24 protein-coding genes are annotated in these 25,598 nt (G+C 68.3%); 12 read left to right on the top strand and 12 right to left on the bottom strand.

Features of this window, described 5'->3' with window-relative positions; translation table 11 throughout:
• Window positions 1-80 precede the first annotated feature (80 nt).
• Window positions 81-641 (top strand): hypothetical protein, encoded by a 561-nt coding sequence (locus tag GGR12_RS08315; protein WP_183203963.1) that lies wholly within the window; start codon window positions 81-83, stop codon window positions 639-641.
• 62 nt (window positions 642-703) lie between these two features.
• On the opposite strand, the gene gltA is transcribed toward GGR12_RS08315, so the two are convergent.
• Both gltA and gltX read right to left on the bottom strand, forming a co-directional pair.
• Entirely contained in the window at window positions 704-2,005 is a 1,302-nt protein-coding gene (gltA, locus tag GGR12_RS08320; protein WP_183203964.1) for a citrate synthase, read from the bottom strand.
• 67 nt (window positions 2,006-2,072) lie between these two features.
• Complete coding sequence (gene gltX / locus GGR12_RS08325) at window positions 2,073-3,497, bottom strand: glutamate--tRNA ligase (RefSeq protein ID WP_183203965.1); 1,425 nt, start codon at window positions 3,495-3,497, stop codon at window positions 2,073-2,075.
• Window positions 3,498-3,504: 7 nt separating this feature from the next.
• On the opposite strand from gltX, the gene GGR12_RS08330 reads away from it, so the two are divergent.
• Window positions 3,505-5,676 carry a ComEC/Rec2 family competence protein gene (locus GGR12_RS08330; RefSeq protein WP_343053171.1) on the top strand — a complete coding sequence of 724 codons (2,172 nt, stop codon included), beginning with the start codon at window positions 3,505-3,507 and terminating at the stop codon, window positions 5,674-5,676.
• On the opposite strand, the gene lexA is transcribed toward GGR12_RS08330, so the two are convergent.
• Entirely contained in the window at window positions 5,657-6,349 is a 693-nt protein-coding gene (gene lexA, locus GGR12_RS08335) for a transcriptional repressor LexA (RefSeq protein ID WP_183203966.1), read from the bottom strand. The genes GGR12_RS08330 and lexA overlap by 20 nt on opposite strands.
• Before the next feature lie 162 nt (window positions 6,350-6,511).
• On the opposite strand from lexA, the gene GGR12_RS08340 reads away from it, so the two are divergent.
• Window positions 6,512-7,765, top strand: a complete 1,254-nt coding sequence (locus tag GGR12_RS08340) for a hypothetical protein (RefSeq protein WP_183203967.1) — start codon at window positions 6,512-6,514, stop codon at window positions 7,763-7,765.
• A 2-nt stretch (window positions 7,766-7,767) separates the two neighbouring features.
• Here GGR12_RS08340 and trpC read toward each other — a convergent pair whose 3' ends face one another.
• The 3 genes from trpC to GGR12_RS08355 are packed head-to-tail and all read right to left on the bottom strand — an operon-like array spanning window position 7,768 to window position 10,177.
• A complete protein-coding gene (trpC, locus tag GGR12_RS08345) occupies window positions 7,768-8,553 on the bottom strand; it encodes an indole-3-glycerol phosphate synthase TrpC (RefSeq protein WP_183203968.1) in 786 nt (261 codons plus the stop codon).
• Entirely contained in the window at window positions 8,550-9,584 is a 1,035-nt protein-coding gene (trpD, locus tag GGR12_RS08350; protein WP_183203969.1) for an anthranilate phosphoribosyltransferase, read from the bottom strand. Before trpD ends, trpC begins: the two co-directional genes overlap by 4 nt.
• Window positions 9,585-9,586: 2 nt before the next feature.
• Window positions 9,587-10,177: an anthranilate synthase component II gene (locus tag GGR12_RS08355; RefSeq protein ID WP_183203970.1), complete on the bottom strand. Its 591-nt coding sequence runs from the start codon at window positions 10,175-10,177 to the stop codon at window positions 9,587-9,589.
• 103 nt (window positions 10,178-10,280) lie between these two features.
• Here GGR12_RS08355 and GGR12_RS08360 point away from each other — a divergent pair, with 103 nt between their 5' ends.
• Entirely contained in the window at window positions 10,281-10,475 is a 195-nt protein-coding gene (locus GGR12_RS08360) for a peptidoglycan-binding protein (protein ID WP_183203971.1), read from the top strand.
• Here the strand turns inward: GGR12_RS08360 and trpE are convergent.
• Together trpE and GGR12_RS08370 are read right to left on the bottom strand one after the other, a co-directional pair.
• On the bottom strand, window positions 10,451-11,971 hold the full coding sequence (trpE, locus tag GGR12_RS08365; protein WP_183203972.1) for an anthranilate synthase component I: 1,521 nt from the start codon (window positions 11,969-11,971) through the stop codon (window positions 10,451-10,453). The genes GGR12_RS08360 and trpE overlap by 25 nt on opposite strands.
• Window positions 11,968-13,908 (bottom strand): peptidylprolyl isomerase, encoded by a 1,941-nt coding sequence (locus GGR12_RS08370; protein ID WP_183203973.1) that lies wholly within the window; start codon window positions 13,906-13,908, stop codon window positions 11,968-11,970. Before GGR12_RS08370 ends, trpE begins: the two co-directional genes overlap by 4 nt.
• Window positions 13,909-14,036: 128 nt before the next feature.
• On the opposite strand from GGR12_RS08370, the gene tpiA reads away from it, so the two are divergent.
• The 6 genes from tpiA (at window position 14,037) to GGR12_RS08400 (ending at window position 21,349) form a co-directional block, all read left to right on the top strand.
• Entirely contained in the window at window positions 14,037-14,786 is a 750-nt protein-coding gene (gene tpiA, locus GGR12_RS08375) for a triose-phosphate isomerase (protein WP_183203974.1), read from the top strand.
• Window positions 14,787-14,878: 92 nt separating this feature from the next.
• A complete protein-coding gene (gene secG / locus GGR12_RS08380) occupies window positions 14,879-15,313 on the top strand; it encodes a preprotein translocase subunit SecG (RefSeq protein WP_183203975.1) in 435 nt (144 codons plus the stop codon).
• A gap of 228 nt (window positions 15,314-15,541) precedes the next feature.
• Window positions 15,542-16,180: a hypothetical protein gene (locus tag GGR12_RS08385; protein ID WP_183203976.1), complete on the top strand. Its 639-nt coding sequence runs from the start codon at window positions 15,542-15,544 to the stop codon at window positions 16,178-16,180.
• A 6-nt stretch (window positions 16,181-16,186) separates the two neighbouring features.
• Window positions 16,187-17,017, top strand: a complete 831-nt coding sequence (locus GGR12_RS08390) for a hypothetical protein (protein ID WP_183203977.1) — start codon at window positions 16,187-16,189, stop codon at window positions 17,015-17,017.
• Between the two features lie 184 nt (window positions 17,018-17,201).
• Window positions 17,202-18,851: a CTP synthase gene (pyrG, locus tag GGR12_RS08395; RefSeq protein ID WP_183203978.1), complete on the top strand. Its 1,650-nt coding sequence runs from the start codon at window positions 17,202-17,204 to the stop codon at window positions 18,849-18,851.
• 119 nt (window positions 18,852-18,970) lie between these two features.
• The gene (locus GGR12_RS08400; protein WP_183203979.1) at window positions 18,971-21,349 is read left to right on the top strand and encodes a calcium-binding protein; all 2,379 of its coding nucleotides are present in this window, start codon (window positions 18,971-18,973) and stop codon (window positions 21,347-21,349) included.
• Here the strand turns inward: GGR12_RS08400 and GGR12_RS08405 are convergent.
• From GGR12_RS08405 to GGR12_RS08420, 4 genes are all read right to left on the bottom strand, one after another.
• Window positions 21,346-21,501, bottom strand: a complete 156-nt coding sequence (locus tag GGR12_RS08405) for a hypothetical protein (protein WP_183203980.1) — start codon at window positions 21,499-21,501, stop codon at window positions 21,346-21,348. The genes GGR12_RS08400 and GGR12_RS08405 overlap by 4 nt on opposite strands.
• A 78-nt stretch (window positions 21,502-21,579) precedes the next feature.
• The gene (locus GGR12_RS08410; RefSeq protein ID WP_183203981.1) at window positions 21,580-22,587 is read right to left on the bottom strand and encodes a DUF2891 domain-containing protein; all 1,008 of its coding nucleotides are present in this window, start codon (window positions 22,585-22,587) and stop codon (window positions 21,580-21,582) included.
• Window position 22,588: 1 nt separating this feature from the next.
• Window positions 22,589-23,554 (bottom strand): DUF979 domain-containing protein, encoded by a 966-nt coding sequence (locus tag GGR12_RS08415; RefSeq protein WP_183203982.1) that lies wholly within the window; start codon window positions 23,552-23,554, stop codon window positions 22,589-22,591.
• On the bottom strand, window positions 23,551-24,279 hold the full coding sequence (locus GGR12_RS08420; RefSeq protein ID WP_183203983.1) for a DUF969 domain-containing protein: 729 nt from the start codon (window positions 24,277-24,279) through the stop codon (window positions 23,551-23,553). The genes GGR12_RS08415 and GGR12_RS08420 overlap by 4 nt, the downstream gene beginning before the upstream one ends.
• 327 nt (window positions 24,280-24,606) lie before the next feature.
• Between GGR12_RS08420 and GGR12_RS08425 the strand changes: the two genes are divergently transcribed.
• On the top strand, window positions 24,607-24,816 hold the full coding sequence (locus tag GGR12_RS08425) for a ParD-like family protein (protein WP_183203984.1): 210 nt from the start codon (window positions 24,607-24,609) through the stop codon (window positions 24,814-24,816).
• Window positions 24,813-25,586, top strand: coding sequence for a type I methionyl aminopeptidase (map, locus tag GGR12_RS08430; RefSeq protein ID WP_183203985.1), 774 nt, complete (start codon window positions 24,813-24,815; stop codon window positions 25,584-25,586). Before GGR12_RS08425 ends, map begins: the two co-directional genes overlap by 4 nt.
• Window positions 25,587-25,598 lie beyond the last annotated feature (12 nt).

Consider the following 25,598-nt stretch of genomic DNA (forward strand, 5'->3'; position numbering starts at 1 on the left):
CTTCCGCCCTCCGGAATTCACCGGTTTGTGCCGCCCCCTGACAAGGGCCTAGGGTTGTCTCCGGGTTCAGGGGACCGCGCATGGATATCGGCCAGCATTCCGTCACCCTGATCTCGATCATCATCGGTCTGGGCCTGACCGAGATGCTGGGCAATCTGCATCGGCTCATCCGCAACCGTGAACGGGTGAAGTGGGACCCGTTGCCGCTGGCCTGGGTCGTGGCGCTGACCCTGCTGGTCCTGAACTACTGGTGGGCGGTGTTTCTCGGCCTCGACGGATCGGATCGCGCGCGCACGGCCGCCGAGATGGGCCTGGTTCTCGCGCCGCCGCTGCTGCTGTTCGTCACCACCGCCAGCGTGCTGCCGAATTTCGAGGCCGACAGCGACTGGGACATGCGCCGACACTACGCCCAGCAGCACAAGGTCTTCGTCCTGACATTCATGGTCTACCAGCTCTCCACCTGGGCCACGGCCCTGTTGACGGGCGGCACGGGCTGGAACCTCCCGACCGTCGTCCGGGTCGTCATTCTCGCCCTCCTGGCTCTGATGCTACTGCTCAAGGGGCGAATCTGGGACTGGATCGCCGTCGCGATCATCATCGGCCTTCTCGCCCTACGGCTGACGACACAGCTGGTGCGCTAGGCCAAAAGAAAAACGCCGGGGCGCGAGCCCCGGCGTTTCTGCATTCGACGATCTGTCGCGGATCAGCCGCGGTTCTGGATCGGCACGTAATCGCGCTCGGTCGGGCCGGTGTACAGCTGACGCGGGCGACCGATCTTCTGTGCCGGATCGGCCAGCATTTCTTCCCACTGGGCGATCCAGCCGACGGTGCGGGCCAGGGCGAACAGCACGGTGAACATCGAGGTCGGGAAGCCCATCGCCGACAGGGTGATGCCCGAATAGAAGTCGACGTTCGGGAACAGCTTGCGCTCGATGAAATACTCGTCCGACAGGGCGACGCGCTCCAGCTCCTTGGCGACCTGGAACAGCGGGTCGTTCTCGGCGCCGACGAGGTCGAGGATCTCGTCCGCGGACTCCTTCATCACGGTCGCCCGCGGGTCGTAGTTCTTGTACACGCGGTGGCCGAAGCCCATCAGCTTGTACTTCTTGGCCTTCACGCCCTCGATGAACTCGGGGATGCGGTCCGGGGTGCCGATTTCCTTCAGCATGGTCAGCGCTTCTTCGTTGGCGCCCCCGTGCGACGGGCCCCACAGGCAGGCGATGCCGGCGGCGATACAGGCGAACGGATTGGCGCCCGACGAACCGGCCAGGCGGACGGTCGAGGTCGAGGCGTTCTGCTCGTGGTCGGCGTGCAGGGTGAAGATGCGGTCCATGGCCTTGGCCATCTTCGGATCGACCACATAGTCCTCGGCCGGCACGGCGAAGCACATGCGCAGGAAGTTCTCGGCGTAGCTCAGGTCGTTGCGCGGCGACACGAACGGCTGGCCAATGTGGTACTTGTAGGCCCGGGCGGCGATCGTCGGCATCTTGGCGATCAGGCGGATGGCCGAGATGTTGCGCTGCACCGGATCATGGATGTCCAGGCTGTCGTGATAGAAGGCCGACAGGGCGCCGACGGTGCCGACCATGATCGCCATCGGGTGGGCGTCGCGGCGGAAGCCCTCGAAGAAGCGGTCGAACTGGGCATGCAGCATCGTGTGCATGGTGATGCTGTTTTCGAACGCCTCGTACTGCGCCGCGGTCGGCAGTTCGCCGTGCAGCAGCAGGTGGCAGACCTCGATGAAGTTCGACTGCGAGGCCAGCTGGCCGATCGGATAGCCGCGGTGCAGCAGCACGCCCTTGTCGCCGTCGATGAAGGTGATCGCGCTCTCGCACGCCGCCGTCGAGGTGAAGCCCGGGTCGAAGGTGAAGGCGTCGGTCGCGCCGTACAGCTTGCGGATGTCGATCACGTCCGGGCCGGTCGAGCCCTTCAGAACCGGCAGTTCGACGGCCTTGTCGCCGTAGGTAAGCGTCGCCGAGCCGGCGGCCTTGGCTTGTTCAGTCATGTCAGCCCCTTTGAACAGGCGGCGGCCTCGCGCGGGGAGGCGGCGGGCCGCGATGCGTTTGTGAACGTCACTTAGTCTGTTGCAGCGCGTCATCCAAGCGCCCGAGCGCGATCTCTCGCCCAAGCGCCGCCAACGTTTTCGCGATATCGGGCGAGACGGCCCCGCCCGTCAGGGCCGCGCGCGTCGCCGGGCCGATTTTGCCGAAGCCGACGCCCTCGTCCTCGGCGAAGACTTTCAGCTCCGCTTCCAGCGCGAACACGTCCCAGCTGGCGAAAAGCGCCAGCCGGTCGCGCAGGCGGCCGATGCGCTCGCCCGATTCGCCGGCCAGCAGGCCGAGGCCCTTTTCGTCGATGGCGATCGGCCGTGGCTTCAGCACGAAGGCGGTCTGGTCGGCCAGTTCCAGCGTGGTTTTCGCCCGGTCCTTCACGAACGGCATGGCGCGCAGCAGCAGCGCCTCGTCGTTCGGGCCTAGCTCGTGGCCGCGGGCCAGGTGGACGTCCAACGTCAGCTTGGCCAGGCGGTCGTCCTCGGCCAGGCGGATCCAGTGGCTGTTCACATGGGCCAGCTTGTCGAAGTCCAGCCGGGCCGGCGCCTTGCCGACGCCCGACAGGTCGAACCACGCCTGCGCCTGGGCGTCCGAGAACAGCTCGTCGTCGCCGTGCGCCCAGCCCAGCCGGGCCAGATAGTTGCGCATCGCCTCGGGCAGGTAGCCCATCTCGGCGTATTCGTGCACCGCCTGCGCCCCGTGGCGCTTCGACAGCTTGGCGCCGTCCGGCCCGTGGATCAGCGGGATGTGCGCGAAGGTCGGCCGGGTCCAGCCCAGGGCGTCGTAGATCAGGCTCTGGCGGGCGGCGTTGTTCAGGTGGTCGTCGCCGCGGATGACGTGGGTCACGCCCATGTCGTGGTCATCGACCACCACGGCCAGATTGTAGGTCGGCGCCCCGTCCGAGCGCAGGATCACCAGGTCGTCCAGCGACGACGACTCCCAGCGCACCGATCCCTGCACCGCGTCATCGACCACCACGCCGGTGTCGACCGGGCGGCGGAAGCGCACCGTGTGCGGCTTCGACAGGTCGTCGACGGTCGGCTCGCGGTCGCGCCACGGCGACTCGAAGGTCCGGCCCGCGGCCTTGGCGGCGTCGCGCAGGGCGCCCGTCTCCTCGGCGCTCAGGAAGTCGCGGTAGGCGTGCCCCGTCTCCAGCAGCTGATTGGCCACCTCGCGGTGCCGCTCGGCGCGCGAGAACTGGAACACGGGCTCCTCGTCGGCGAACAGCTCCAGCCAGCTCAGGCCGTCGAAAATCGCCTTCACCGCCTCATCAGTCGAGCGTTCGCGATCGGTGTCCTCGACACGAACCAGAAACTTGCCGTTGTATCGCTTCGCGTAAAGGTAGTTGAATAACGCCGTACGGGCTCCGCCGATGTGCAGGTAGCCGGTGGGCGAGGGGGCGAAGCGGGTGACGACTTCGGGTTTGGGGGAGGCTGGGGAGGTCATTTCAGGCGTGTCCGATAGGGCCGCCCTTATACCGTCCGTTCCCGCAAAGCCTAGCACCCGGGCGCGCGCGGCGGCGTTTCTGCACGTCCAGGTCGCGGCCCAGGCCCTGCGCTGGCGGCTGTGGGCGCCGGTGGCCTTCGGCGGCGGTTGCGCCGTCTATTTCGTCCTCAAGGCCGAGCCGCCGGCCTGGCCCCTGCTGCTGTACGCCGCCGTCGCCGCCGCGGGCTGGTTCGCGGGACGGCGCGCCGGCCTGGCGCGGGCCTGGACCCTGCCGCTGATGCTGCTCGCCTGTTTCGCCTTCGGAATCGCGGCGGCGAAGCTGCGCACCGACGCGGTGACCGCGCCCATCGCTCCCGCCCTGGATAGACCCGTCGTGGTCGAGGGCTGGGTCGTCGATGTCGACAGCCCCGGCTCGGCCGGACCGCGCGTCATCATCGCTCCGGTCCGCATCGACGGCCTGGCCCCGGAAGACACGCCCGTGCGCCTGCGCGCCACCGTCCGGGGCGTCGCGCCCGAGCCGGGCGAGGCGGTCCGGCTGTTCGCCATCCTCAATCCGCCGCCGGCTCCGGCCAGTCCCGGCGCCTACGACTTCGGCCGCACCGCCTTCTTCCAGCGCATGGGCGGCGTCGCCTTCGCCCTGGGCGAGACCCGCCCGGCGTATCTCACGCCGGCGCCGTGGCGGCTGCGCGCCGTCATGGCCGTCAACGCCATGCGCTACGACCTGGCCAAACGCATCGTCGCCCGCCAGGGCGAGCGCGCGGGCGGGGTCGCCGCCGCCATGACCACGGGCCACGAGGCCTGGCTCGACCCGGCCGAGGTCGACGTCATGCGCGACTCCGGCCTGGCGCACATCCTGTCGATCTCCGGCCTGCACATGGCCGTGGTCGGCGGCTTCGCCTTCTTCCTCGTCCGTCTGCTGGTCGCCGCCGCGCCGTGGGTGGCGTTGCGCGTGCCGGGCAAGAAGGTCGCCGCCGTCGCCGGCCTGCTGGCGGTCGGGACCTATCTGGTCGTCTCCGGCTCGCCGCCCCCGGCCGAGCGGGCGGCCGTCACCGCCTCCATCGCCTTTCTCGCCATCCTGCTGGACCGGCAGGCCATCACCATGCACGCCCTGGCCGTCGCCGCCCTGGTCGTGCTGGTGCTGCAGCCCGAGGCCATCGTCACGCCCGGCTTCCAGATGTCCTTCGCCGCCACCGCCGCCCTGGTCGCCCTGGTCGAGGCCTGGCCGCCGCGCATCCGCGAGATCTCAGCGCCCCTGCCGATCCTGATCGTCCAGCGCACCGGCGCCTGGCTGGGCGCCGCCGTCCTCGCCAGCCTGGTCGCCGGCGCCGCCACCGGCCCGTTCGCCCTGCAGCATTTCAACCGCACGGCCATGTACGGCCTCGCCGCCAACCTCGCGACGGCCCCGGTCTCCGACTTCCTCATCATGCCCGCGCTCGCTCTGGGAGCCCTGCTGGAGCCGCTGGGCCTGGGCGCGCCCTTCCTGTGGCTGGCGGGGCAGGGGATCACCCTGATGCTGGCCATCGGCGAATGGGTCGCCTCGCTGCCCGGCGCGGTGCGCACCGTCGCCAGCGCACCGGACTACGTCCTGCCCATCGCCTTCCTCGGCGTGCTGTTCTGCTGTCTGTGGCGAGGCCCGCTGCGCTGGATCGGCCTGCCGTTCGCCTGCGCGGTCCTGCTGTGGCCGCGCGCGCCGACGCCCGACCTCTGGATCGGCGACGGCGGCACGGCGGCGGCCTTCGTCGAGAACGGCGAGGCCGTGATCATGCGTCCCGGCGTGCGTCAGTTCGCGGTCGACGTCTGGTCGCGCCGCCGGGGCCTGCAGACGACCGACCGTCCGCCGGAAGGCTGGACCTGCACCCGCTTCTCCTGCGCGCCCGAAACGGCTGCGGCCGGTCCGGTCGCCCTGTGGTGGGGCAAGCGTTCTCCGACGGCGGAACAGGTCGACGCCCTGTGCCGGTCGGCTCAGGTCATCGGCGTCCGCGCCGAACTCTCAGCGCTGCCGGCGTCGTGCGAGGGCCGCCTGGTTCTGGACGGGTTCGACTTCGCCCGCGGCGGGGCGGTCGAGCTACGGCGCGAAGGCCCGCCCGTGGCGAACCGCTGGCGGGCCGTATGGGTGGCGGATGCGCGCGGGGACCGGCCCTGGAGCCGGTTCGGCGACGTCAGTGATAGCGGCGGATGAGCCCGACCAGCTTGCCCTGGACCGCGACCTGGTCCGAACCGTAGATCTTGGTCTCGTAGTGGCGGTTGGCCGGCTCCAGGGCGATCGAGGCGCCCTTCTTGCGCAGCCGCTTCAGCGTCGCCTGTTCGCCCTCGACCAGGGCCACGACGATCTCGCCGGACGAGGCGTTCTCGGTCGATTTGATGATCACCAGGTCGCCGTTCAGGATCCCGGCCTCGATCATCGAGTCGCCCTCGATTTCGAGCAGATAGTGCTCGCCCGAGCCCAGCATCGCTTCCGGCACCGGATAGCGGGCGGTCTCGTGCTCGATGGCGTCGATGGGCGTGCCCGCCGCGATCTTGCCCATCAGCGACAGTTCGCGGGTGTCGTTGGCCGGTTCGGCGGCCTTGGGACGGCCACCGCCCTCGATCACGCCCGGCTTGAAGCCGGCATGGCCGCGCGGCGCGCCGGCGGTCGCCTGTTCCGGCAGCTTGGTCACTTCAAGCGCCCGCGCCCGGTGCGCCAGACGGCGGATGAAGCCGCGCTCCTCCAGCGCCGTGATCAGCCGGTGGATGCCCGACTTGGACGCCAGATCCAACGCCTCCTTCATCTCGTCGAACGAAGGCGAGACGCCGGTCTCCTGGATCCGCTCATGGATGAACATGAGCAGTTCATGCTGTTTGCGTGTGAGCATGGCGAACCTCGAGGCGAATCCCGTTGACGGAAAACGTAGCGGAACAAACCGCAAACGTCCACATGGTGTTCCTGTGCTGTTCCGGTTAAGGTCCGGTTACCGCAGCGATCACCGTTTCGGCCACAATGGGTGGGTTGACTTGGCACTGAGGGATTAGCGTTCGTGCTTCAGACTGTAACAGTTCAGGCATCAAATCCTAAGGAACATGGCCAACTCGCTGAGGCGTTGGTCTATTTTCCGAAGACGCGGTTCGTCGCGAGTACGGCCGAGCTGTTGTTGCTCTGTGTCCGGTGGGGCGGGTTTGATACTCTTCATCGCATCTTGGACACGGGCGACGTTGAAATCGTCCTAGATGGCGAACCTTTGAACGCGATGCCGCTGGAGGCCAACTATGAGGGCACCGGCGGGACGTGCCTTCTGATTAGCAAGCCCACATTTCCGGCAAAGGAAGAGTTCGTCCAAGGGTGGATGCAGAACTTTGGAATAACGAGGGCCAATCGGCTTGCCGCAACTCGGTTGATGGATCGAGTAGCAGAAGTGGGTGTCAGCGCAGCTGTATTCGCAGGCGATCGAGACGATGTGCTCAACGAAGACCTCGTAACGAAGGTCGCCCGGCGTCAGATCGCCGCCGTTACCGGAGTCGAACCGCAGGGGAGGCTCCGGTTCGAGCCTCACCCAGAGCGAGAGCAGATTTACGTCCCTCACACGGACCTAGAATTTCCTGACGGCCACGCAGGCACCATGTTTGCGAAGCTGGGGCCGGAATCAGTCATTGCGGCGTTGGCTGAAGCCCGGCGGGAGATAATCAGGTCGGCCGATGGCTATACCGACATGTGGCTCATGCGGCATGCCATGGATGCCTTGGAGGCAAAACTGGAATGTCTTGCTGTCCGCTCTAGCGAGGGGATGGACCAAGTCCGGATTTTTGAGACCGTTACGTTCGAAAAGCGATCGATCGCCCAAGCTGTGTCCTCCGGTGCGAGATCTCCAGTGGAACTGGCGGAGTTCCTCGAACATGCAGACACGCGCAAATGGAAATCGTGGTTGGCCAGTCAGAAGCCAGAGGCACGGCTTCTTGAGGCATATCAGAAGGAAGTGTTCAGCCGCTTCGAGCGGTTTGCGAGTCTTCGTGGGCGAGTTGCAACATTCGCGGTGATGCAGGGCGTGGGACTGGTCATTGGGGCGGCGACAGGCGGCATGGCGCTCATCCCCCAAACCATGGTTCAGATTGGAGCAGCTGTTGCGGGGGAGGTGGGTCAGCACTTGGCCAAGACGGCGGCTGCTCCGTGGAAGCCGACTCAATGGGCGCACGGGAGAGCGCGAGAGTTTCTGTCTGTGGAGATTGGGGCTCTACCAGATACGCCGTGGAACAGAACGTATGACCAAACGGTGGTAGGCGCATGGCCCAGGAGCTGAGTTCAGCCCAGCAACGCCCGCGTCGCCGCCTCGACGTCGTCCTGACGCATCAGGCTCTCGCCGACCAGGATCGCCTGGGCGTGCGCGTCCGACACCTGGTCCACGTCTTCCGGCGTGAAGATGCCGCTCTCCGAGACAAGTAGCGCCCGCACCGGGCTTAGCATGGCCAGCCGTTCGGTCGTCTCCAGGTCGACCTCGAAGGTGCGCAGCGAGCGGTTGTTCACCCCCACCAGGTCGCCGCCCAGCCGGCAGGCGCGCACCATCTCGTTCTCGTCGTGGGTCTCGATCAGGGCGTCCATGCCGAACCGTTCGGCCTCGGCCAGCAGTTCGGCGGCCAGGGCGTCGTCCACCATGGCCAGGATGATCAGGATGCAGTCGGCGCCCAGGGCGCGGCTCTCGGCCACCTGCCACGGGTCGACCAGGAATTCCTTGCGCAGACAGGGCAGGGAGGTCGCGGCGCGGGCCTCGGCCAGATAGGCGTCATCCCCCTGGAAGCTGGGGCCGTCCGTGAGAACCGAAAGGCATGCGGCGCCGCCCCGTTCGTAGGCCCGGGCGAGAGCTGCCGGATCGAAGTCGGCGCAGATCAGCCCCTTCGACGGGCTGGCCTTCTTGATTTCAGCGATCAGGGCCGGACGGCCAGAATCGTCGAAGCGGCGCTCCAGGGCGGCCCGGAAGGGGCGAACAGTGCCCGAACGGCTCGCTTCGAACCCGAGGTCGCCATACCGCGCCTTCCGTTCCGCCACTTCTTCACGCTTGTAGGCGGCGATCCGCTCCAGAATGTCGCTCACTCGGCCTCTTCCTCGATCGGCGTGTTCGACGCCTCGACCAGCGCGGCCAGCGCCTTCGCGGCCCGCCCGTCATCGATCACCTGCGCCGCCATCGCCGCACCCTCGGCCAGATCGACCGCCTTGTCGCCCACCACCAACGCCGCTGCGGCATTCAGCAGCACCACGTCGCGATAGGCGCCCTTCTTGCCCTTCAGCAGCGCCTTCAGCGCCTTCGCATTCTCTTCCGCGTCCCCGCCGCGCAGGTCGGCGATCCTGGCCTCGGGCAGACCCGCGTCGGCCGGGGTCACCGTGAACCGGCGCACCGTCCCGCTCCTCCACTCGGCGACCTCGGTCGGGCCCGTGGTGGTCAGTTCGTCCAGACCCTGGCCGTGCACCGTCCACGCCCGCACAGCGCCCAGCCGGCCCAGCACCTGGGCCAGCGGCTCCAGCAGGCGCGGGTCATAGACGCCCATCACCTGACGCGTCGCATTGGCCGGGTTCGACAACGGCCCCAGCAGGTTGAACACCGTGCGGAAGCCGATCTCGGCCCGCACCGGTCCGACGTGGCGCATGGCCCCGTGGTAGGTCGGGGCGAACAGGAAGGCGATGCCCGCCTTGTCCAGCGCCCGCAGCTGTTGCGCCGGCGTCGCCGCCAGGTTCACGCCCAGCGCCGCCAGCACGTCCGACGACCCGGACTTCGAGCTCATCGCCCGGTTGCCGTGCTTGGCCACCTTCAGCCCCGCGCCCGCCAGCACCAGGGCCGCGGCGGTGGAGATGTTGTAGGTGTGCTGCCCGTCGCCGCCGGTGCCGCAGGTGTCGATCACCTCCCACGGATGCGCCAGCTTCAGCGCCGCCTGGCGCATGGCGGTGGCGAAGGCCGCGATCTCGTCGACCGTCTCGCCGCGGATGCGCAGCGCCGTGACGGCGGCCGCCACCTGGGCGGGCGTCGGCTCGCCGCGCAGGCAGGCGGCGAAGAACTCGCGCGCCTCGTCCGACGACAGCACGCGGCCGTCGACCAGCTTGGCCAGCAGGGGCTTGAAACCGTCCGCCACGATCAGACCATCGCCCGGCGTCTGACGTTTGCGATATCGAGGAAGTTGGCCAGCAGGTCGTGGCCGTGTTCGGTGGCGATCGATTCCGGGTGGAACTGCACGCCGTGGATTGGCCGCGTCCGGTGCTGCAGGCCCATGATCTCACCGTCGGCGGTCCAGGCGGTGACCTCCAGCACGTCCGGCAGGGTCTCCCGCTTCACCGCCAGCGAGTGATAACGCGTCGCCGTGAACGGCGAGGGCAGGCCGCGGAACACGCTCAGACCCGCATGTTCGATCGGCGAGGTCTTGCCGTGCATCAGGCTCTTGGCGCGGATCACGTCGCCGCCGAACGCCTGGCCCATCGCCTGGTGGCCCAGGCAGACGCCGAAGATCGGCATGTCGGCCGCCGCCGTCTCCAGCAGCGACAGGCACACGCCCGCCTCGTTCGGCGTGCACGGCCCCGGCGAGAGCAGCACCGCCTCCGGCTTTAGCGCCCAGGCCTCGGCCGCGGTCAGGTCGTCGTTGCGCACCACGCGCGTCTCGGCGCCCAGCTCCGCAAGATAGTGGACCAGGTTCCAGGTGAAGCTGTCGTAGTTGTCGACGACGAGGATCATCCGGGGGTTCTAGGGACTGCGTCCCGTCACGCCAACCCATGCTGACGCCAGGGTTCTGTTAACCAAACCGGTTCGAATTGGCACAGACGATGGGGAGGGACCGATGGCGGCAGGCAATATCGCAAAGGCGCGCGCGCTTCTGACGGCCCCGACGCCGGGCGCCAGCGCGTGGTCCGCGCTGGGCGCCGCCGCGCTCGCCGCCACCGCCGCGGTGATGATGGCCGGGGTCATGGTGCTGGGGCCGGGCGTCCGCTTCGACGAACCGCCCGTGGCTCAGGGCCTCTCGCCGAACGGATAGCGCCAGGCTTCGCCGGCCGCCCGCATCGGGGCCCGGGCCTTGGCCTGGGTCTCGGCGTACTCGGCCGCCGGATCGCTGTCGGCCACCACGCCGGCGCCCGCCTGCACATGGATCTGGCCGTCGGCGAACAGGGCGGTGCGCAGCACGATGCAGATGTCCGCCTCGCCGCCCGCCGAGATGTAGCCCACGCCGCCGCCGTAGCCGACGCCACGCTTCACGGCCTCCAGCTCGTCGATGATCTCCATCGCCCGCACCTTGGGCGCGCCCGACAGCGTGCCGGCGGGCAGGGCGGCCAGCAGCGTGTCCACCGCGTCCAGCTTCGGGTCGGCCTTGCCCTGCACGTCGGAGACGATGTGCATCACCGAGCTGTAGCGCTCGACCTTGAAGCTCTCGGTGACCTCGACCGTCCCCGGCGCGGACACCCGGCCCACGTCGTTTCGGCCCAGGTCCAGCAGCATCAGGTGCTCGGCCCGCTCCTTCGGATCGGCCAGCAGTTCGGCCTCCAGCGCCTGGTCGGCCTCCGGCGTCTCGCCGCGCGGACGCGTCCCCGCCAGCGGACGGATGGTCACCCGCCCGTCCTTCAGCCGCACCAGGATCTCCGGGCTCGACCCGGCCAGCTGGAAGTCGCCGAAGTCGAGGAAGAACAGATAGGGCGACGGATTCTGCCGCCGCAGGGCGCGATAGAAGGCGAACGGATCGGCCGCCCACGGGCCCGAGAACCGATGGCTCAGCACCACCTGAAAGATGTCGCCGGCGCCGATGTAGTCCTTGGCCTTCGCCACCATCTCGCCGAAGGCGGCGGCGTCCACGGGCGTCCGGAACTCTGGCCCCGGCGCCTCGACGGGCGCGGGCAGGGCGGGCAGGGGTGCGCGCAGGTCGGCCTCGAACGCGTCCAGCCGCGCCGTCGCGTCCGCGAAGGCCGTCGCCGCGTCCGGCCCGCCGTCGGGATAGGCGGCCGAGACCAGCACGATCTCGTGCTTCACCGAATCGAAGATGGCCACCAGCGTCGGGCGCGTCAGCACCGCGTCCGGCAGGTCCAGCGGATCGGGATTGGGTTCGCCCAGCGGCTCCAGCAGCCGCACCATGTCGTAGCCGAACACGCCGAACAGGCCGGCGGCCATCGGCGGCAGATCGTCCGGCAGGTCGAACCGCGACGCCGCCATCAGCGTCCGCAGGGACGTCAGCGGATCCTCGCCGTCGGCGGTGAAGCGGTCGGCGGCGATGTCGGCGCCGCGCGCCAGCTCGGGCCGGCGGTCGCGGCAGCGCCAGACCACGTCAGGCTCGCGGGTGATGATCGAATAGCGGCCGTTGACGGCGCCGCCCTCGACCGATTCCAGCAGGAAGGCGTGGGGGCGTCCATGGCCGACTTTCAGGAAGGCCGAGACCGGGGTCTCCAGATCGTCGACCAGATGGCGGACGACGACCTGAGGCCGACCGGCGGACCAGCCGGCCTCGAAGGCGGCGAGGGCGATCGCGTCGCCGTCCGCCGGGGTCATTGCGCCGGGGCGGACGCCGGACGTGCGCCGGGCGCGCCGGAAGCCGGGGCCGCCGGCGGCGTCGCCGGCAGGCCCAGCGCCAGGCGGGCCTGGGCCTCGTCATAGGTGGCGCCCGTACGGTCGGCAGCCGAGCGGATGGAGGTTTCGACCAGGGCGTTCAGATTGTCCCCGGCCATGCGGCCGCGGAACTGTTCTGCGGCGCCGGCGGCCAGCGCGGGCACCGGGGCGGTGATCCGGTCGGTCTTGCCGATCACGAACGTGTCCTGGGTCTGCTGCTGCGAGAAGCTCTCGTTGCGCGGGGTGGTGAACAGGCCGGCGATGACGCCGCGGCCCAGCTCCTGGTTCTGGGCGCTGACGCCGGTGCCGGTCTGCAGCGTGGCGCCGACCGAGGCGGCGACGGCCGCCAGGTCCTCGTTGCGACGCAGGCGGGCCTGCAGCGCCTGCGCGCGGACGCGCAGCAGGCGGGCGTTCTCACGCTGCACCCAGGCTTGCGACAGCTGGCTGCGGACGTTCGGATCGGTCAGCGACGGCAGCGCCGGCGGCACGACCTCGTTGACGCGGACGACGTAGTACTGGCCTTCGCCGGCTTCAGCGACTTCGCTCTCGCCGCCCTTGCCCAGCTTCCACATCGATTCCAGCACCTGCGGCGGAGCGGCGACGCGACCTTCGCGGCCCTGGCCTTCGCGGGTGACCAGCGGAACGTTGATGACGCGGGCGCCGACCTCGGCCACGGCCTGGTCCAGCGTGCGGCCGGCCTGGCGCGCCTTGTCGTAGGCTTCGACGCGGGCATAGACGGCGGCGCGGCCGTCTTCCTGGCGCAGCTCCTGGATCACCTGGGCGCGCACGTCCGACAGCTCGGCGGGACGGCCCGGGGCGATGGCGCTGACCTTCGCGACCACATAGCCGACGCGAGCCTGGATCGGGGCCGAGACCTCGTTCACGGGCAGGGCGAACACGGCGGCGGCGATGGCCGGGTCGGTCACGGCGCTGCGCGGACGATCCTCGAACTCGGTGGGCTGAATGTTGTTGGCCTGGGCCACGGCGGCCGGCGTCTGGCCTGCGCGCAGGGCGGCGGCGATGCGGTCGGCCGAGGCGCGGTCCCGGGCGGTCAGGGTGACGAAGCTGCGGCGCTCCGGTTGCGACAGCGCGTCGCGGCGGAAGTTGAAACGTTCCTGGATGCGCTCTTCCGACACCGCGCCGGTCGAGTCCGACGGATTTTCGAACACCACCAGCGAGGCGCTGCGGAATTCCGGCTGGCGCAGGCGGGCGGCGTTGTCGTTCATGAAGGTGGTCAGCTGGGCGTCGGTCGGCGCGGGGGCGGTCCCGGCCATCGCCTGGGTGACCGTGAACCAGCGGCCGTCACGCGTTTCGAGAACCTGATTGGCCAGCACCGCGCCGTAGATGCGGGGCAGACGCGTGCCCGCGCCGATCGCTGCGCCGTAGTGACGGGTCATGACCTCGTCGCGCTGCTGCGCCTCGAACATCTCGGGGGTCAGGTTGTTCTCGGCCAGACGGGCCCGGTACTGCTCCTCGCTGAACGCGCCGGTCACGGAGTCGAAGAAGGCCGGCTCCTCGCGGATACGGCGCAGGATCAGTTCCTTGCCGGGGCGGATGCCCGCTTTCCAGGCCCAGTCCATGAAGCCCAGCAGCTGCGCGCGCTGACGCAGGAACTGGGTCAGCTGGCCGCCGCCGATCAGGGTTTCGAAGTCGACCGCACGGCCGGCCTGTTGCTGGGCCTGGTCGCGGATGCGGTCCATCTCGGCCCGGAACTCCGGCTGGTCGACGCTGCGGTCGCCGGCCGAGATCACATGCTTCGGTCCCAGATTGCCGAGCAGGTCCATCTGGGTGCCCCCGCCGACCAGCAGGGCGATGCCCAGCACGACGAGCAGGCCGATGGCCCACTTGGACTTTGCGAAGGTGCGGAACGCGGAGAGCATGGTCGGTCCTGACGGATAGGCGGCGAGATGGGCCACTTTGGCCTATAGGGGGTGACTGCACCGGACGGCAAGACAATGGCGCGTCCGACGGCTTGGCTTGTCGAAGTTCCCCGCCTAGAGAGGCGCGCATGAAACAATCCGTGAAGTTGATCGCCGGCAATTGGAAAATGAACGGCGCTGGCGCCGACCTCGCCGAGGTCGCCGCCCTGCGCGCCTCGCTCGACGAGACCCCGGCCGCCTGCCGCGTCGCCATCTGCCCGCCCGCCACCCTGATCCAGCGCATGGCCGCCGCCCAGACCGGCGGACCGGTCGAGATCGGCGCCCAGGATTGCCGGGCCGAGGCCTCGGGCGCCTATACCGGCGACATCTCCGCCTCGATGCTGGTCGACGCGGGCGCGACCCTCGTCATTCTCGGCCATTCGGAACGCCGTCAGGGCTATGGCGAGACGGACCTGCTGGTCTCCGCCAAGGCCGAGGCCGCCCTGGCCGCCGGCCTGTCCCCCATCGTCTGCGTCGGTGAAACTCTGGCCCAGCGCGAGGCGGGCGACGCGGTCGAGGTCGTCCGCAAACAGGTCGTCAACTCCCTGCCGCTGGCCCTGGCCGGTCAGGCGTTCGCCGTCGCCTACGAGCCGGTCTGGGCCATCGGCACCGGCCTGACCCCGACGCTGGAGCAGATCGAGGAAGTCCACCGCGCCGTCCGCGCCGCCATGATCGAGCGCCTCGGCCTCGCCGTCGCCGCTGTGCCCATCCTTTACGGCGGCTCGGTCAAACCGGACAACGCCCGCGACATCCTCGCGGTCCCCGAAGTCGGCGGCGCCCTGGTCGGCGGCGCCTCCCTGAAGGCCAAGGACTTCCTCGGCATCATCCGCGCGGCCTGAGGCCGCGTTCCGGGGCGTTTGCTCCCGTCCCACATCAATGATAGACGCCGCCGCTTGATCGGCGCGGCCTCGCGCCACACATATCGGCTGCCATGCTCCAGACCATTCTCCTCGTCGCCATGATCCTCATTTCGATCTCGCTTGCGGGCGTGATCCTGATTCAGCGGTCCGAAGGCGGCGCGCTTGGCATGGGCGGCGGTCCGTCGGGCTTCATGACCGCCCGCGGCGCAGGCAACCTTCTGACGCGCACGACCTGGATCCTCGCGATCCTGTTCTTCCTGTGCGCCATCGGCCTGACCATTCTCGGCAACGTCGAGCGCTCGAACCGCTCGGTCGTCGACGCCGAATCGGTCGGCTCTCTGGCCGTCACCCCCGGCTCGGCGCAGCAGGAACAGGCTCCGGCCCAGGATCCGGCGGCGGCGCCGGCCCAACCGGCCGCCCCGTCGCTGCGGGACTTCGTGTCCAGCACGTCGGAAGGTTCGGCCACCCCCGCTCCGGCCCAGCCGGCGCCCGCCCCCGCTCAATAAGGATGGGCGGGGACCTTATCCCCGCCTTCCTCTCCCGCCCTCAAAGTCTTCAGCGTACGCCGCCCGAATCGGCGGTAAGGTGATCTCCCATGGCCCGCTGTTGCGCGCGGCCATTCGTTGAATTTGCTCAATCTAATCGTGAGTCAAAACAGGTAGTTGTCTTCTGCCTGTTGAACGAGTTGGACGCGAGTTCGGGCGTTACGCCCGGCGATGCGCCCGGGGGGAAAGATGAACCGACTGATCCTGATCGCTGCGACGGCCGTCTTAGTATCGTGCGGCAACAGCCAGTCCGACCCAGTTCCTGAAAAGACTTCAGTCGATGCCGCCGTTTCCGGGGCTGGTCCGAAGTTCGGTGAAACGCCATCTGAGCGGCGGACCCGTGAGGCTGCAGGGCTCGGCGACTATTGGGTGAAAACCGACGTCGCGACCGAGCATTCGAGCCCCGACGGGCCAGTGGTGAACCGCGTCTACTACCGTCAGAAATTTACGGTCTACGAGAAACGTGGCGGGTGGTATCGGACCGTTGAGGACGGGTTTGTTCCACGCTGGACGCGAGCGTCCGAGTTGACCGACTCGCAACCGCCAGAGCGTCCCAAGTACGACGGACCGTCAGAGTACCAGGATAGCAGGATTGCCGCTGACGCAATCCCGAACCCTGGCGAATATGGTCTTACGCGCACAGACGTAGACATCCTGCGCAAGGGGGCGAAGTTGGTGCTTCAATCTCGCCCGGACTGTCTCGAGATCACGACGGCAGATAAGAGCGTGAGCAAGCCGAATACCTATTACGTCACGTGCCGGATGGGCGGGACGGTGCAGAACGTATTCTTCACCCGAGCGGAAGCCTTGGCTGGAAACGTTCAGTAGGCGCGCATGACTGACGCCATCCCTCAGCGCCAACAAATCACCATCAACGCGGACGCTCTCCGCAACATTGGAATGAGGGGCGTCAATCGCGCGGCAGGCTTCCTGGGCCTTGCCTTCCGCCGACCAGACCAACCGTTGCCGACCACAGTCACAATGGCGGGGTTCAACCGCTACCAGTTCCTGCCGGAACCGCTCCCAGAAGATTTGGCTGGTGAGCTGGTTCTTGAGTTCAATGCTTGGCTCATCGGGAATGCGCTGCAGGAATTAGATCGCCACTTCAGTCTGTTTGTCGACGAAGTCTGGCGACTGATGGACTTGACCGATGCTCATGAGAAGGTCGTAGCCGCTGGGTTTAAGGTGTCCGAGATCAGCGGAGACACGAACGCGGCCCGGAAGTACGAGAAGGTTGCCGAGCGCCTAGGGATACCTGACGCGCGATCGGACCGGCTTTGGTCGATTTCCAACGCAAGGAACTGTCTCGCTCACGCTGCCGGAACAGTTACGGAGCGTCACGCCAACGACGACAGGCAGCGCTTAAAGCTCGTTTGGCTCGCTTCTGAGGTGCGGCTTGTCCAAGGCGACGAGTTTGTCATCATCGGCGAGCATCCGATCCAAGCGCCTGACCCAGCCCAAGAGGCCCGGGTCGAAATGCAGATGCTGGACCGCGCATTGACGTTCGCCGTAGGGGAGCATGTTCGCCTGACCCCCGTGCAACTCCATGAACTGTGTCTCTACTACGCGATTGTCATCGACACGGTGATGGCAGCACTAGGCCAGCACTTTGAGGCCAAAGGCATCCCAAACCGTGTCGTAGATGACGGGGCTGCGGAGGGATAATGCTGCTTGGAGTGGGTGGAACGACCGGCAGGGGCCTGCTAGGGAGATTGTCCGAGGACGTAACGCCCGGCGTAGCGCCCGGAAAAGCAATTGATACATAATAGACGGGCCAGCTGCGGCCAAAAAGCCTGAATTGTCAGGGCTTTATAGCCGCAGCGTTACGCCCGGTGCCGAGAGTTACGATATGGCCCGTTACGTGTTCATCACTGGCGGCGTGGTTTCCTCATTGGGAAAAGGCCTCGCCTCCGCCGCTCTCGGCGCGCTTCTGCAAGCGCGCGGCTACAAGGTTCGCCTTCGTAAGCTCGACCCCTATCTGAACGTCGATCCGGGCACGATGAGCCCGTATCAGCACGGCGAGGTCTTCGTGACCGACGACGGGGCCGAGACCGATCTCGACCTCGGTCACTACGAGCGTTTCACCGGCGTCTCGGCGGCGAAGTCCGACAACATCACCACCGGCCGCATCTACTCGACCATCCTCGAGAAGGAGCGCCGCGGCGACTATCTGGGCGCGACGGTGCAGGTGATCCCGCACGTCACCGACCAGATCAAATCCTTCTGCCTGACGCCCGCGCTCACCGACGACGGCGAGGAAGTCGACTTCGTGCTGGTCGAGATCGGCGGCACTGTCGGCGACATCGAGGGTCTGCCGTTCTTCGAGGCCATCCGCCAGCTGGGTCAGGACCTGCCGCGCGGCCAGTCCTGCTTCGTCCACCTGACGCTGCTGCCCTACATCAAGACCGCCGGCGAGATGAAGACCAAGCCGACGCAGCACTCCGTCAAGGAGCTGCGCTCGATCGGCATCCAGCCCGACATCCTGCTGTGCCGCTGCGAATTCCCGATCCCGCCCGAGGAAAAGCGCAAGATCGGCCTGTTCTGCAACGTCCGCGAAAGCGGCGTCATCCAGGCGATGGACTCGGCCGACATCTACGCCGTCCCGCTCGACTATCATCGCGAAGGCCTCGACGCCGAGGTGCTGGCCCACTTCGGCATCACCGACGCGCCGTCGCCCGATCTGTCGCGCTGGCAGGAGATCGCCCGTCGCCGCCTGATGCCCGACGGCGAGGTCACCGTGGCCGTGGTCGGCAAATACACGGTCCTCAAGGACGCCTATAAATCCCTCATCGAGGCGCTGCATCACGGCGGGGTCGCCAACAACGTCAAGGTCAACATCGACTGGGTCGAGGCCGAGACGTTCGAGGGCGACCGCGACGCCTGCGAAGCGCGCCTGCAGGGCGCCCACGCGGTGCTGGTTCCCGGCGGCTTCGGCGAGCGCGGCTCCGAGGGCAAGATCGAGGCGGCCCGCTTCGCCCGCGTCCGCAACATCCCGTATTTCGGCATCTGCTTCGGCATGCAGATGGCGGTCATCGAGGCGGCCCGGCACATGGCCGGCTTCCCGAAGGCCTCCTCGACCGAGTTCGGCCCGACCAGCGAGCCGGTCGTCGGCCTGATGACCGAATGGACCCAGGGCAACCAGCGCGTCCTGCGCCAGCAGGGCGGCGACCTCGGCGGCACCATGCGTCTCGGCGCCTATGACTCGGTCCTCAAGGAAGGGTCGAAGATCGCGGAGATGTACGGCACGACCACGATCAGCGAGCGCCACCGCCACCGCTACGAGGTCAACATCAACTACCGCGACGCCATCGAGAAGACCGGCCTGGTCTTCGCCGGCCTGTCGCCGGACGGCGTCCTGCCCGAGACGATCGAGCGCGAGGACCATCCGTGGTTCATCGGCGTGCAGTATCACCCGGAATTGAAGAGCCGCCCGTTCGCGCCGCACCCGCTGTTCGCCGGCTTCATCGCCGCCGCCGTGGTCCAGAGCCGCCTGGTCTGACGCCTCCGTAGGCCTTACGGCCAGGCTTGGAACAAAAGTGGTTCGGGTGTTCTATCTCTGCGTGAGGCGGGGCGCGCTCTCGAAGTGAACGACCCTGCGGATTCTGCGGAGGGGCGACCATGCCGACCTTTACCGGGACCAGTGCGGCCGAAACCATCGACGGTTCGGCGACTGACGACATCATCGACGGGCGCGGCGGCGCGGATCAGCTGGACGGCCTCGATGGCGAGGACGCCATCCTTTACCAGGTCGGAGTCTATGGCTGGGAGGGCGGCTTCGCGGTCTATCAGGGCGCCGCTGTCCTCGACGGCGGGGACGGCGTCGACACCTTCGACCTGCGCGGCGGGTACCTGTCCAGCTTCGACCACTACATCTACGCCAGCCCCACCTTCGAGGGCTGGGTCTACACCACGCCGACCGCCTACACGCTCGGGGCCGGGGCCGGGGGCGACGTGACCTTCACCTGGGGTACCCGGATCTTCGACAGCCGGGATGGGTCCGAGTCCTTCGGCGCGACGCCCGTCACCCTGCGCAACGTCGAAACCGCGGTCTTCCGCTTCACCGAAAACCCGAACGTTCCTGACCCGTATTTCGTCCTGGCCGGCGACGGTCGGTATCATTTCAGCGCCAACGACCGACTGATCATCTCGGACCTCGCCGGCACGGCGCTGACTGGACAGATCGAGTTCGACGGCGGCGCGGGCGATGACGTACTCGACGCCAGCGCGGTGTCCAACGTCATCCTCGCCCTGGGCGGCATCGGCCGGGACGATCTCCGCGGCGGTTCGGCCGACGATCAGTTGTACGGCGGGGACGGCAGCGACGCTCTCATGGGAGGCGCGGGCTCCAACGTCCTGTCCGGCGGCGAGGGCATCGATCTGGCCGCCTATTTCGCCGCGACGGAGTCGGTGATCATCGACCTGAACGACGGCACGGTGACCAACAACGGCTATGGCTCCGTCGATTCACTCGACGGCATCGAGAGCCTCATGGGAGGCGACTTCAACGACGTCCTGATCGGCGAGGCGTCGAACAACCAGCTCTGGGGCGGGGCCGGCTCGGACTACCTCGTCGGCCTGGGCGGCAACGACATCCTTGAAGGCGGAACCGGCGCGGCCAACACGCTTCAGGGCGGTCTGGGCGACGACACCTATATCGTCCAGGTGGCCGGCGACACGGTCCTCGAACTGGCCGGGGAGGGGACGGACAGCGTCTTCACCACGGTTTCGGTCTATCGCCTGCGCGACAATATCGAGAACCTGACTTTCTTCGGCGCCGGCGGCTTCAACGGCCTCGGCAATGCGCTCAACAACGACATCTCGGGATCGGCGGGCGCCGACGCCCTGTTCGGCTATGCGGGCAATGACGTGCTGCGCGGCGACGCCGGCGCGGCCAACACCCTGATCGGCGGCCTCGGCGACGACCGCTACGTCACCCGCGTCGCCGGCGACACCCTGATCGAGGCGGCCGGCGAGGGCCATGACACGGTCGAGACCACCGCGACGACCTACACCCTGCGCGACAATTTCGAGGATCTGGTCTTCGTCCCGTCCGGCTTCAGCACGGCCGCCTTCGCCGGGACCGGCAACGCGCTTGGCAATCTCATCCAGGGCGCGAGCGCCGGCGACATCCTGTCCGGCCTCGCCGGCAATGACACCCTGCGCGGCTTCGACGGAACCGACATCCTGCGCGGCGGTCAGGGCAACGACGTCCTCGACGGCGGGGCGGGGATCGATACGGTCGACTACGCCGCGGCGGCCGCGGGCGTGAACGTGAACCTGTCGGGCAATGTCGCCGCCAACGACGGCGACGGCGGCTCCGACAGCCTGCTGGGTATCGAGAACCTGACCGGTTCGGCCTTCAACGACACCCTGGCCGGCTCGGCCGTCGCCAATGTGCTGCGCGGCGGCCTCGGCGCCGACACCCTGATCGGCCTCGGCGGCAATGACGTGCTCGAAGGCGGGACCGGCGCCGCCAACACCCTGATCGGCGGCCTCGGCGACGACCTCTACCGCGTCAGCGTGGCGGGCGACACGCTCGTCGAAAGCGCCGGCCAGGGGCGCGACACGGTCGAGACGACGGTCTCGGCCCTCACCCTGCGCGCCAATTTCGAGGACCTGACGTTCACCGGAACCGGCTCGTTCAGCGGTACGGGCAATGCGGAGAACAACAGCATCACCGGCGGCCTGTCGGCGGACACCCTGATCGGCCTCGGCGGCGACGACATCCTCCAGGGCGGCGGCAGTGTCGATACGGTGGTCATGTCGGGCGTTCGCGCCGACTACCAGATCAACGGCGGCTCCAGCACCTGGACGATCACCGATCTGGTCGCCGGCCGCGACGGCACGGACTCCCTGCTGAGCATCGAGCGTATCCGCTTCAGCGACGGCTCCATCCTGGACCTGACCGCGCCGGCCGCGCCCGCCTTCGATGACCACGCCAAGGGCGACGCGGCCGCGCCGCTGACCCTGCCGTGGATCCCCTGGGACGAATACTAGGCCCGGTCCGCGTCCCGGGTCTTGTCGTCCTCCGCCTGAAGGCTTTCGAACGGCTTGCGCAGCCGGCAGCGGACGCACACCTGCGTGCCGGGCGTGCTCCGGCTGTCGATGAACAGGTGCCCCTTCATCAGGCACCGCAGGGATTTGAGCATCGGACGCCCCCACAGTTGGGAGAACAGTGTTCCCGATTTATCGAAAGAGCAAGCGGAGCTGTTCGTTCCGCCCTGTCTTCAGGCGGTTAGCGCCAGCAGGGCGAAGCTGGCCAGCCAGTGCTCGCCCATATAGTCGCCGGTGACGTGGGGCAGGGCGGCGTCCAGATGCGCCGTCGCCGCCTCCCGCGCCACGGCCGCGCGCGGGTCCCCTTCCGGCAGCGCCGCCGCGATCTCGCGCCAGCACCAGGCCCGGCTCAGGTTCAACCCGTCCAGATGCGCGATCTTGCCGTCCGACCGGTCACTGACGCTGGCGGGCAGGAACAGGGTCGCCGGCTCACGCGCGGCCACCCGCGGCAGGAAGGCGTCGAACCAGTCCCGGAACGCGCCTTGGTCCAGCACCCGCCGCATCAGACCCGCTTCCATCAGGGCGGACGACAGGAACTCGTCCTGCGACGGCTCCCACGCCTGGCAGTCGCGATCGTCGGAATGCCAGGCCAGGGCCTTGTCGCGGCACAGCGCCGCCAGCGCCGGGTCGTTCGCATCGGCCCAGTCCAGTGTCAGTCTCAGCGCGAAGGCGGTGTTGTAGTGCGTACCGACCCGCACCGGATACGCCGACAGCGGCAGGAAGGCGTCGAACCGCTCGGCGAACGCCTCCGCCAGCGGCCGGATCTTCTCCGCCCGCCACCGTCCTCCCGCGTCCTCGTGCCGGTCCATCTCGGCCGCCAGCATCAGCAGCCAGGCCCAGCCATAGGGCCGCTCGAACCCGCGGCTCGACGGCTGCTCCAGATAGGCGACCTCGGCCGCCACGTTCTCATCGGTGAACAGCTCGTCCGCCAGCGCCCGGATACGCCCCGCCTCGGGCAGGTCCGGATACAGCCGCAGCAGCGTCATCAGCGTCCACCAGCCGTGCACGCACGAATGCCAGTCGAAGCTGCCGAAGAAGATCGGGTGCAGCGCCCGCGGCCCCTTCACGTCCTCCGGCCCGGTCAGCACGTGATCCAGCTTGTTCGGATACTCCTTCGTCACATGCCCCAGGGCGGCGGCGGCGAAGCGCGAGGCGGTGGCGGCGTCCAGCGTATGGGTCATCTCAGAACCGGAAGGCGAGGGCGTACATCAGCACGATATTGACGGCCAGCATGACCAGGGCGGTCGGGATCTGCGCCCGGATCACCCCGTTCAACGCCGCATCCCGGTCCGGCAGTTCCAGCAGGTTGGCCGGCACCACGTTGAAGTTGGCCGCCATCGGCGTCATCAGCGTCCCGCAGAACCCGGCCAGCATGCCGATGGCGCAGACGATGGCCGGATTGCCCCCGAACTGGTGCACCACGATCGGCAGGCCGATCGCCGCCGTCATCACCGGGAAGGCCGCGAAGGCGTTGCCCATGATCACCGTGAACAGCGCCATGCCCAGGCAGTAGGCGACCACCGCCAGCAGCGGCGTCGTCAGCGGCACGGTCTGGCTGACCAGCTCGCCCACCACCCCGCCCACATCCGCCGCCAGGAACACCGCCCCCAGCGACGCCAGCATCTGCGGCAGCACGGCGGCCCAGCCGATCGAGTCCATCAGCCGCCGTCCTTCCTGCACCGGCGCCATCACCGGCGGTCGGAACCAGGCGATGGCGACGACCAGGGCGATCAGACAGCCCAGACCCAGCGCGATCAGCGTCGTCTGCGTCGACGAGATCAGCCACGCCCCCGCATCCGTGTATTTGGCCAGCAGCGTCCCGCCCACGGCCACCAGCGGAATGATCAGCGCCGGCACGAACAGCGCATTTCCGCGCCGCGCTGCGCCCTCGCGCCGCTCCTCCAGCGTCGTCGTCGCCGGCTTGCCGACGCCCATCTTTCCGACCGCCCCGACGATCACCAGCGCCACCACCAGCAGGCCGTTGCCGAGGCCTCCCAGCGCCGGCCCGAACAGCATCGAGGCTGCGATCAGCCCCCAGAACAGCGTGTTCCGGATCCGCGTCGGATGCGTCCGGTCCAGCGCCGTGAACACGGCGAACGCCAGGAACATCAGCCCGACGACGATATAGGCGTGCTGCAGGGTGATCATTGCGCCGCCTCCGAACCGGTCGCGGCCGTCGCCAGCTCCCGCTTCAGCGACCGGTCGAACAGCCACAGCCGCACCCCGTGCACCGCGAATGCCGCGATCGCCGTCGGAATGGCCCACAGCGACACGTGCAGCGCCTCGACCACGATCCCGGCCTGCTCGAGGAAGCCGACCATCAGCACGATCGAGCCGATGGCGATGAAGATGTCCTCACCGAAGAACAGGCCGATGTTGTCGGTCGCCGCCGACATCCCGCGAATGCGGAACCGCGCCTTGTCGGGCAGGGCGCCGAACTCGGCCTCCGCCGCCCCTTCGGCCATCGGCGCCACCAGCGGCCGCACCATCTGCGGATGCCCGCCCAGCGAGGTCAGACCCAACGCCGATGTGCCCTGGCGCACGAACAGATAGACCAGCAGCAGCCGCCCGGCCGTCGCCGCCTTCACCCGGGCGATCAGCATCCGCGCCCGCTCCTGCAGACCCGCGCGCTCCAGCACCCCGATCACCGGCAGGATCAGCCAGGTGATGTGGAAATAGCGGTTGTCGTTGAACGCCTCGCCGAACTTCGCCAGCGTCGCCACGCCCGCCTCGAACAGTCCGCGCGCATCGACCCCCGGCTGCACCGCCGCCAACACGCCGGTGACGATCGCGGCGACCAGAATGACCAGCAGCGGATTGATCCGGGCGATGAACCCCGCGACCACGACCGCAATCCCCAGCAGCACCAGCATCCGCCGTCCCCCTCAATCCGGCGCGGAGAGTTGCGCGGTTCGCGAAGTTCGCAAAGAGCTATCCCCCTTGCTTTCGTCATCCTCCGGGCCGCGCGCAGCGCGGAACCGGGGGACCCGGCGGCGCGCGGGAGCGCGAAACTGTCACGCACGCTGCACGCGGAAGCATCGCCTCCCGCCCGCTCTGGCGGGCGCACGGCGCCGCTGGGTCCCCCGGTCGCCCTGCGGGCGCCGGAGGATGACGAAAGCAAGGATGGGGTTGTGCTCGCTTGCCGCGCTCCCACCTCGAATATATACCGCATATACAAATCGTATAGTCAGGACCGCTCCATGGGCATCGTCAACATCGAGGACGAACTCCACGAACAGCTCCGCCGCGCCAGCAAGGCCTCGTGCCGGTCGATCAACGCCCAGGCCGCCTTCTGGATCAGGATCGGCATGCTCGGCGAGCTGAACCCGGGCCTCACCTTCCAGGAACTGGCCGCGCGTGAGCTCCGGGCCGCCGGCGTCGACGCCCCCGGCCTCGCCCCCGCGTCATGATCAAGTCGCCCGCCGAGATCGAGCTGATGGCCGAGTCCGGCCGTCTGCTCGCCTCCGTCTTCACCTACCTGGACGAACGGCCGCTCGAGGGCATGAGCACCCTCCAGGTCAACAATCTCGTTGAGAGCTTCATCGTCGACGAACTGCGCGCCCGGCCCGCCAGCAAGGGCCAGTACGGCTACGGCTTCGTGCTTAACAGCTCGCGCAACGAAGTCGTCTGCCACGGCGTCCCTTCGGCTGACGAGGTCCTTAAGGACGGCGACATCGTCAACCTCGACATCACGCTCGAGAAGAACGGCTTCATCGCCGACTCCAGCAAGACCTACCTCATCGGCAATGTGGGGCCGCAGGCGCGGCGGCTGGTCAAGACGACGTACGACGCCCTGTGGAAGGGCATCCGCGTGGTCCGCCCGGGGGCCAGCCTCGGCGACATCGGCCACGCCATCGAACAGCACGCGAAAAAGGCCGGCTATTCCGTCGTCCGCGAATATTGCGGTCACGGCATCGGGCGGGAGATGCACGAGGCTCCGCAGGTGCTGCATTTCGGCAAGCGGGGCACGGGTCTGACCCTGAAGGAAGGCATGACCTTCACCATCGAGCCCATGATCAACCAGGGCGGCCGCGCGGTCTTCGAACAGGACGACGGCTGGACCGTCGTCACCGCCGACGGAAAACTCTCCGCCCAGTTCGAACACACGGTGGCGGTGACGAAGGACGGCGTGCGGGTGCTGACGTTGCGGCCGGATGAGGCGAGGGCGGGAGCCGGCTAGCGACTGCCCGTT

The sequence above is a fragment of the Brevundimonas lenta genome, from assembly GCF_014196335.1.
GTDB classification, from domain to species: domain Bacteria; phylum Pseudomonadota; class Alphaproteobacteria; order Caulobacterales; family Caulobacteraceae; genus Brevundimonas; species Brevundimonas lenta.

Bases quoted from the DNA above. Each gene is read 5' to 3' on its own strand.
- GGR12_RS08315 (WP_183203963.1), top strand. From the start codon at position 81: ATGGATATCGGCCAGCATTCCGTCACCCTGATCTCGATCATCATCGGT.
- gltA (WP_183203964.1), bottom strand. From the start codon at position 2,005: ATGACTGAACAAGCCAAGGCCGCCGGCTCGGCGACGCTTACCTACGGC.
- gltX (WP_183203965.1), bottom strand. From the start codon at position 3,497: ATGACCTCCCCAGCCTCCCCCAAACCCGAAGTCGTCACCCGCTTCGCC.
- lexA (WP_183203966.1), bottom strand. From the start codon at position 6,349: ATGCTCACACGCAAACAGCATGAACTGCTCATGTTCATCCATGAGCGG.
- GGR12_RS08355 (WP_183203970.1), bottom strand. From the start codon at position 10,177: ATGATCCTCGTCGTCGACAACTACGACAGCTTCACCTGGAACCTGGTC.
- GGR12_RS08360 (WP_183203971.1), top strand. From the start codon at position 10,281: ATGGCGGCAGGCAATATCGCAAAGGCGCGCGCGCTTCTGACGGCCCCG.
- trpE (WP_183203972.1), bottom strand. From the start codon at position 11,971: ATGACCCCGGCGGACGGCGACGCGATCGCCCTCGCCGCCTTCGAGGCC.
- GGR12_RS08370 (WP_183203973.1), bottom strand. From the start codon at position 13,908: ATGCTCTCCGCGTTCCGCACCTTCGCAAAGTCCAAGTGGGCCATCGGC.
- tpiA (WP_183203974.1), top strand. From the start codon at position 14,037: ATGAAACAATCCGTGAAGTTGATCGCCGGCAATTGGAAAATGAACGGC.
- secG (WP_183203975.1), top strand. From the start codon at position 14,879: ATGCTCCAGACCATTCTCCTCGTCGCCATGATCCTCATTTCGATCTCG.
- GGR12_RS08385 (WP_183203976.1), top strand. From the start codon at position 15,542: ATGAACCGACTGATCCTGATCGCTGCGACGGCCGTCTTAGTATCGTGC.
- GGR12_RS08390 (WP_183203977.1), top strand. From the start codon at position 16,187: ATGACTGACGCCATCCCTCAGCGCCAACAAATCACCATCAACGCGGAC.
- pyrG (WP_183203978.1), top strand. From the start codon at position 17,202: ATGGCCCGTTACGTGTTCATCACTGGCGGCGTGGTTTCCTCATTGGGA.
- GGR12_RS08400 (WP_183203979.1), top strand. From the start codon at position 18,971: ATGCCGACCTTTACCGGGACCAGTGCGGCCGAAACCATCGACGGTTCG.
- GGR12_RS08405 (WP_183203980.1), bottom strand. From the start codon at position 21,501: ATGCTCAAATCCCTGCGGTGCCTGATGAAGGGGCACCTGTTCATCGAC.
- GGR12_RS08410 (WP_183203981.1), bottom strand. From the start codon at position 22,587: ATGACCCATACGCTGGACGCCGCCACCGCCTCGCGCTTCGCCGCCGCC.
- GGR12_RS08415 (WP_183203982.1), bottom strand. From the start codon at position 23,554: ATGATCACCCTGCAGCACGCCTATATCGTCGTCGGGCTGATGTTCCTG.
- GGR12_RS08420 (WP_183203983.1), bottom strand. From the start codon at position 24,279: ATGCTGGTGCTGCTGGGGATTGCGGTCGTGGTCGCGGGGTTCATCGCC.
- GGR12_RS08425 (WP_183203984.1), top strand. From the start codon at position 24,607: ATGGGCATCGTCAACATCGAGGACGAACTCCACGAACAGCTCCGCCGC.
- map (WP_183203985.1), top strand. From the start codon at position 24,813: ATGATCAAGTCGCCCGCCGAGATCGAGCTGATGGCCGAGTCCGGCCGT.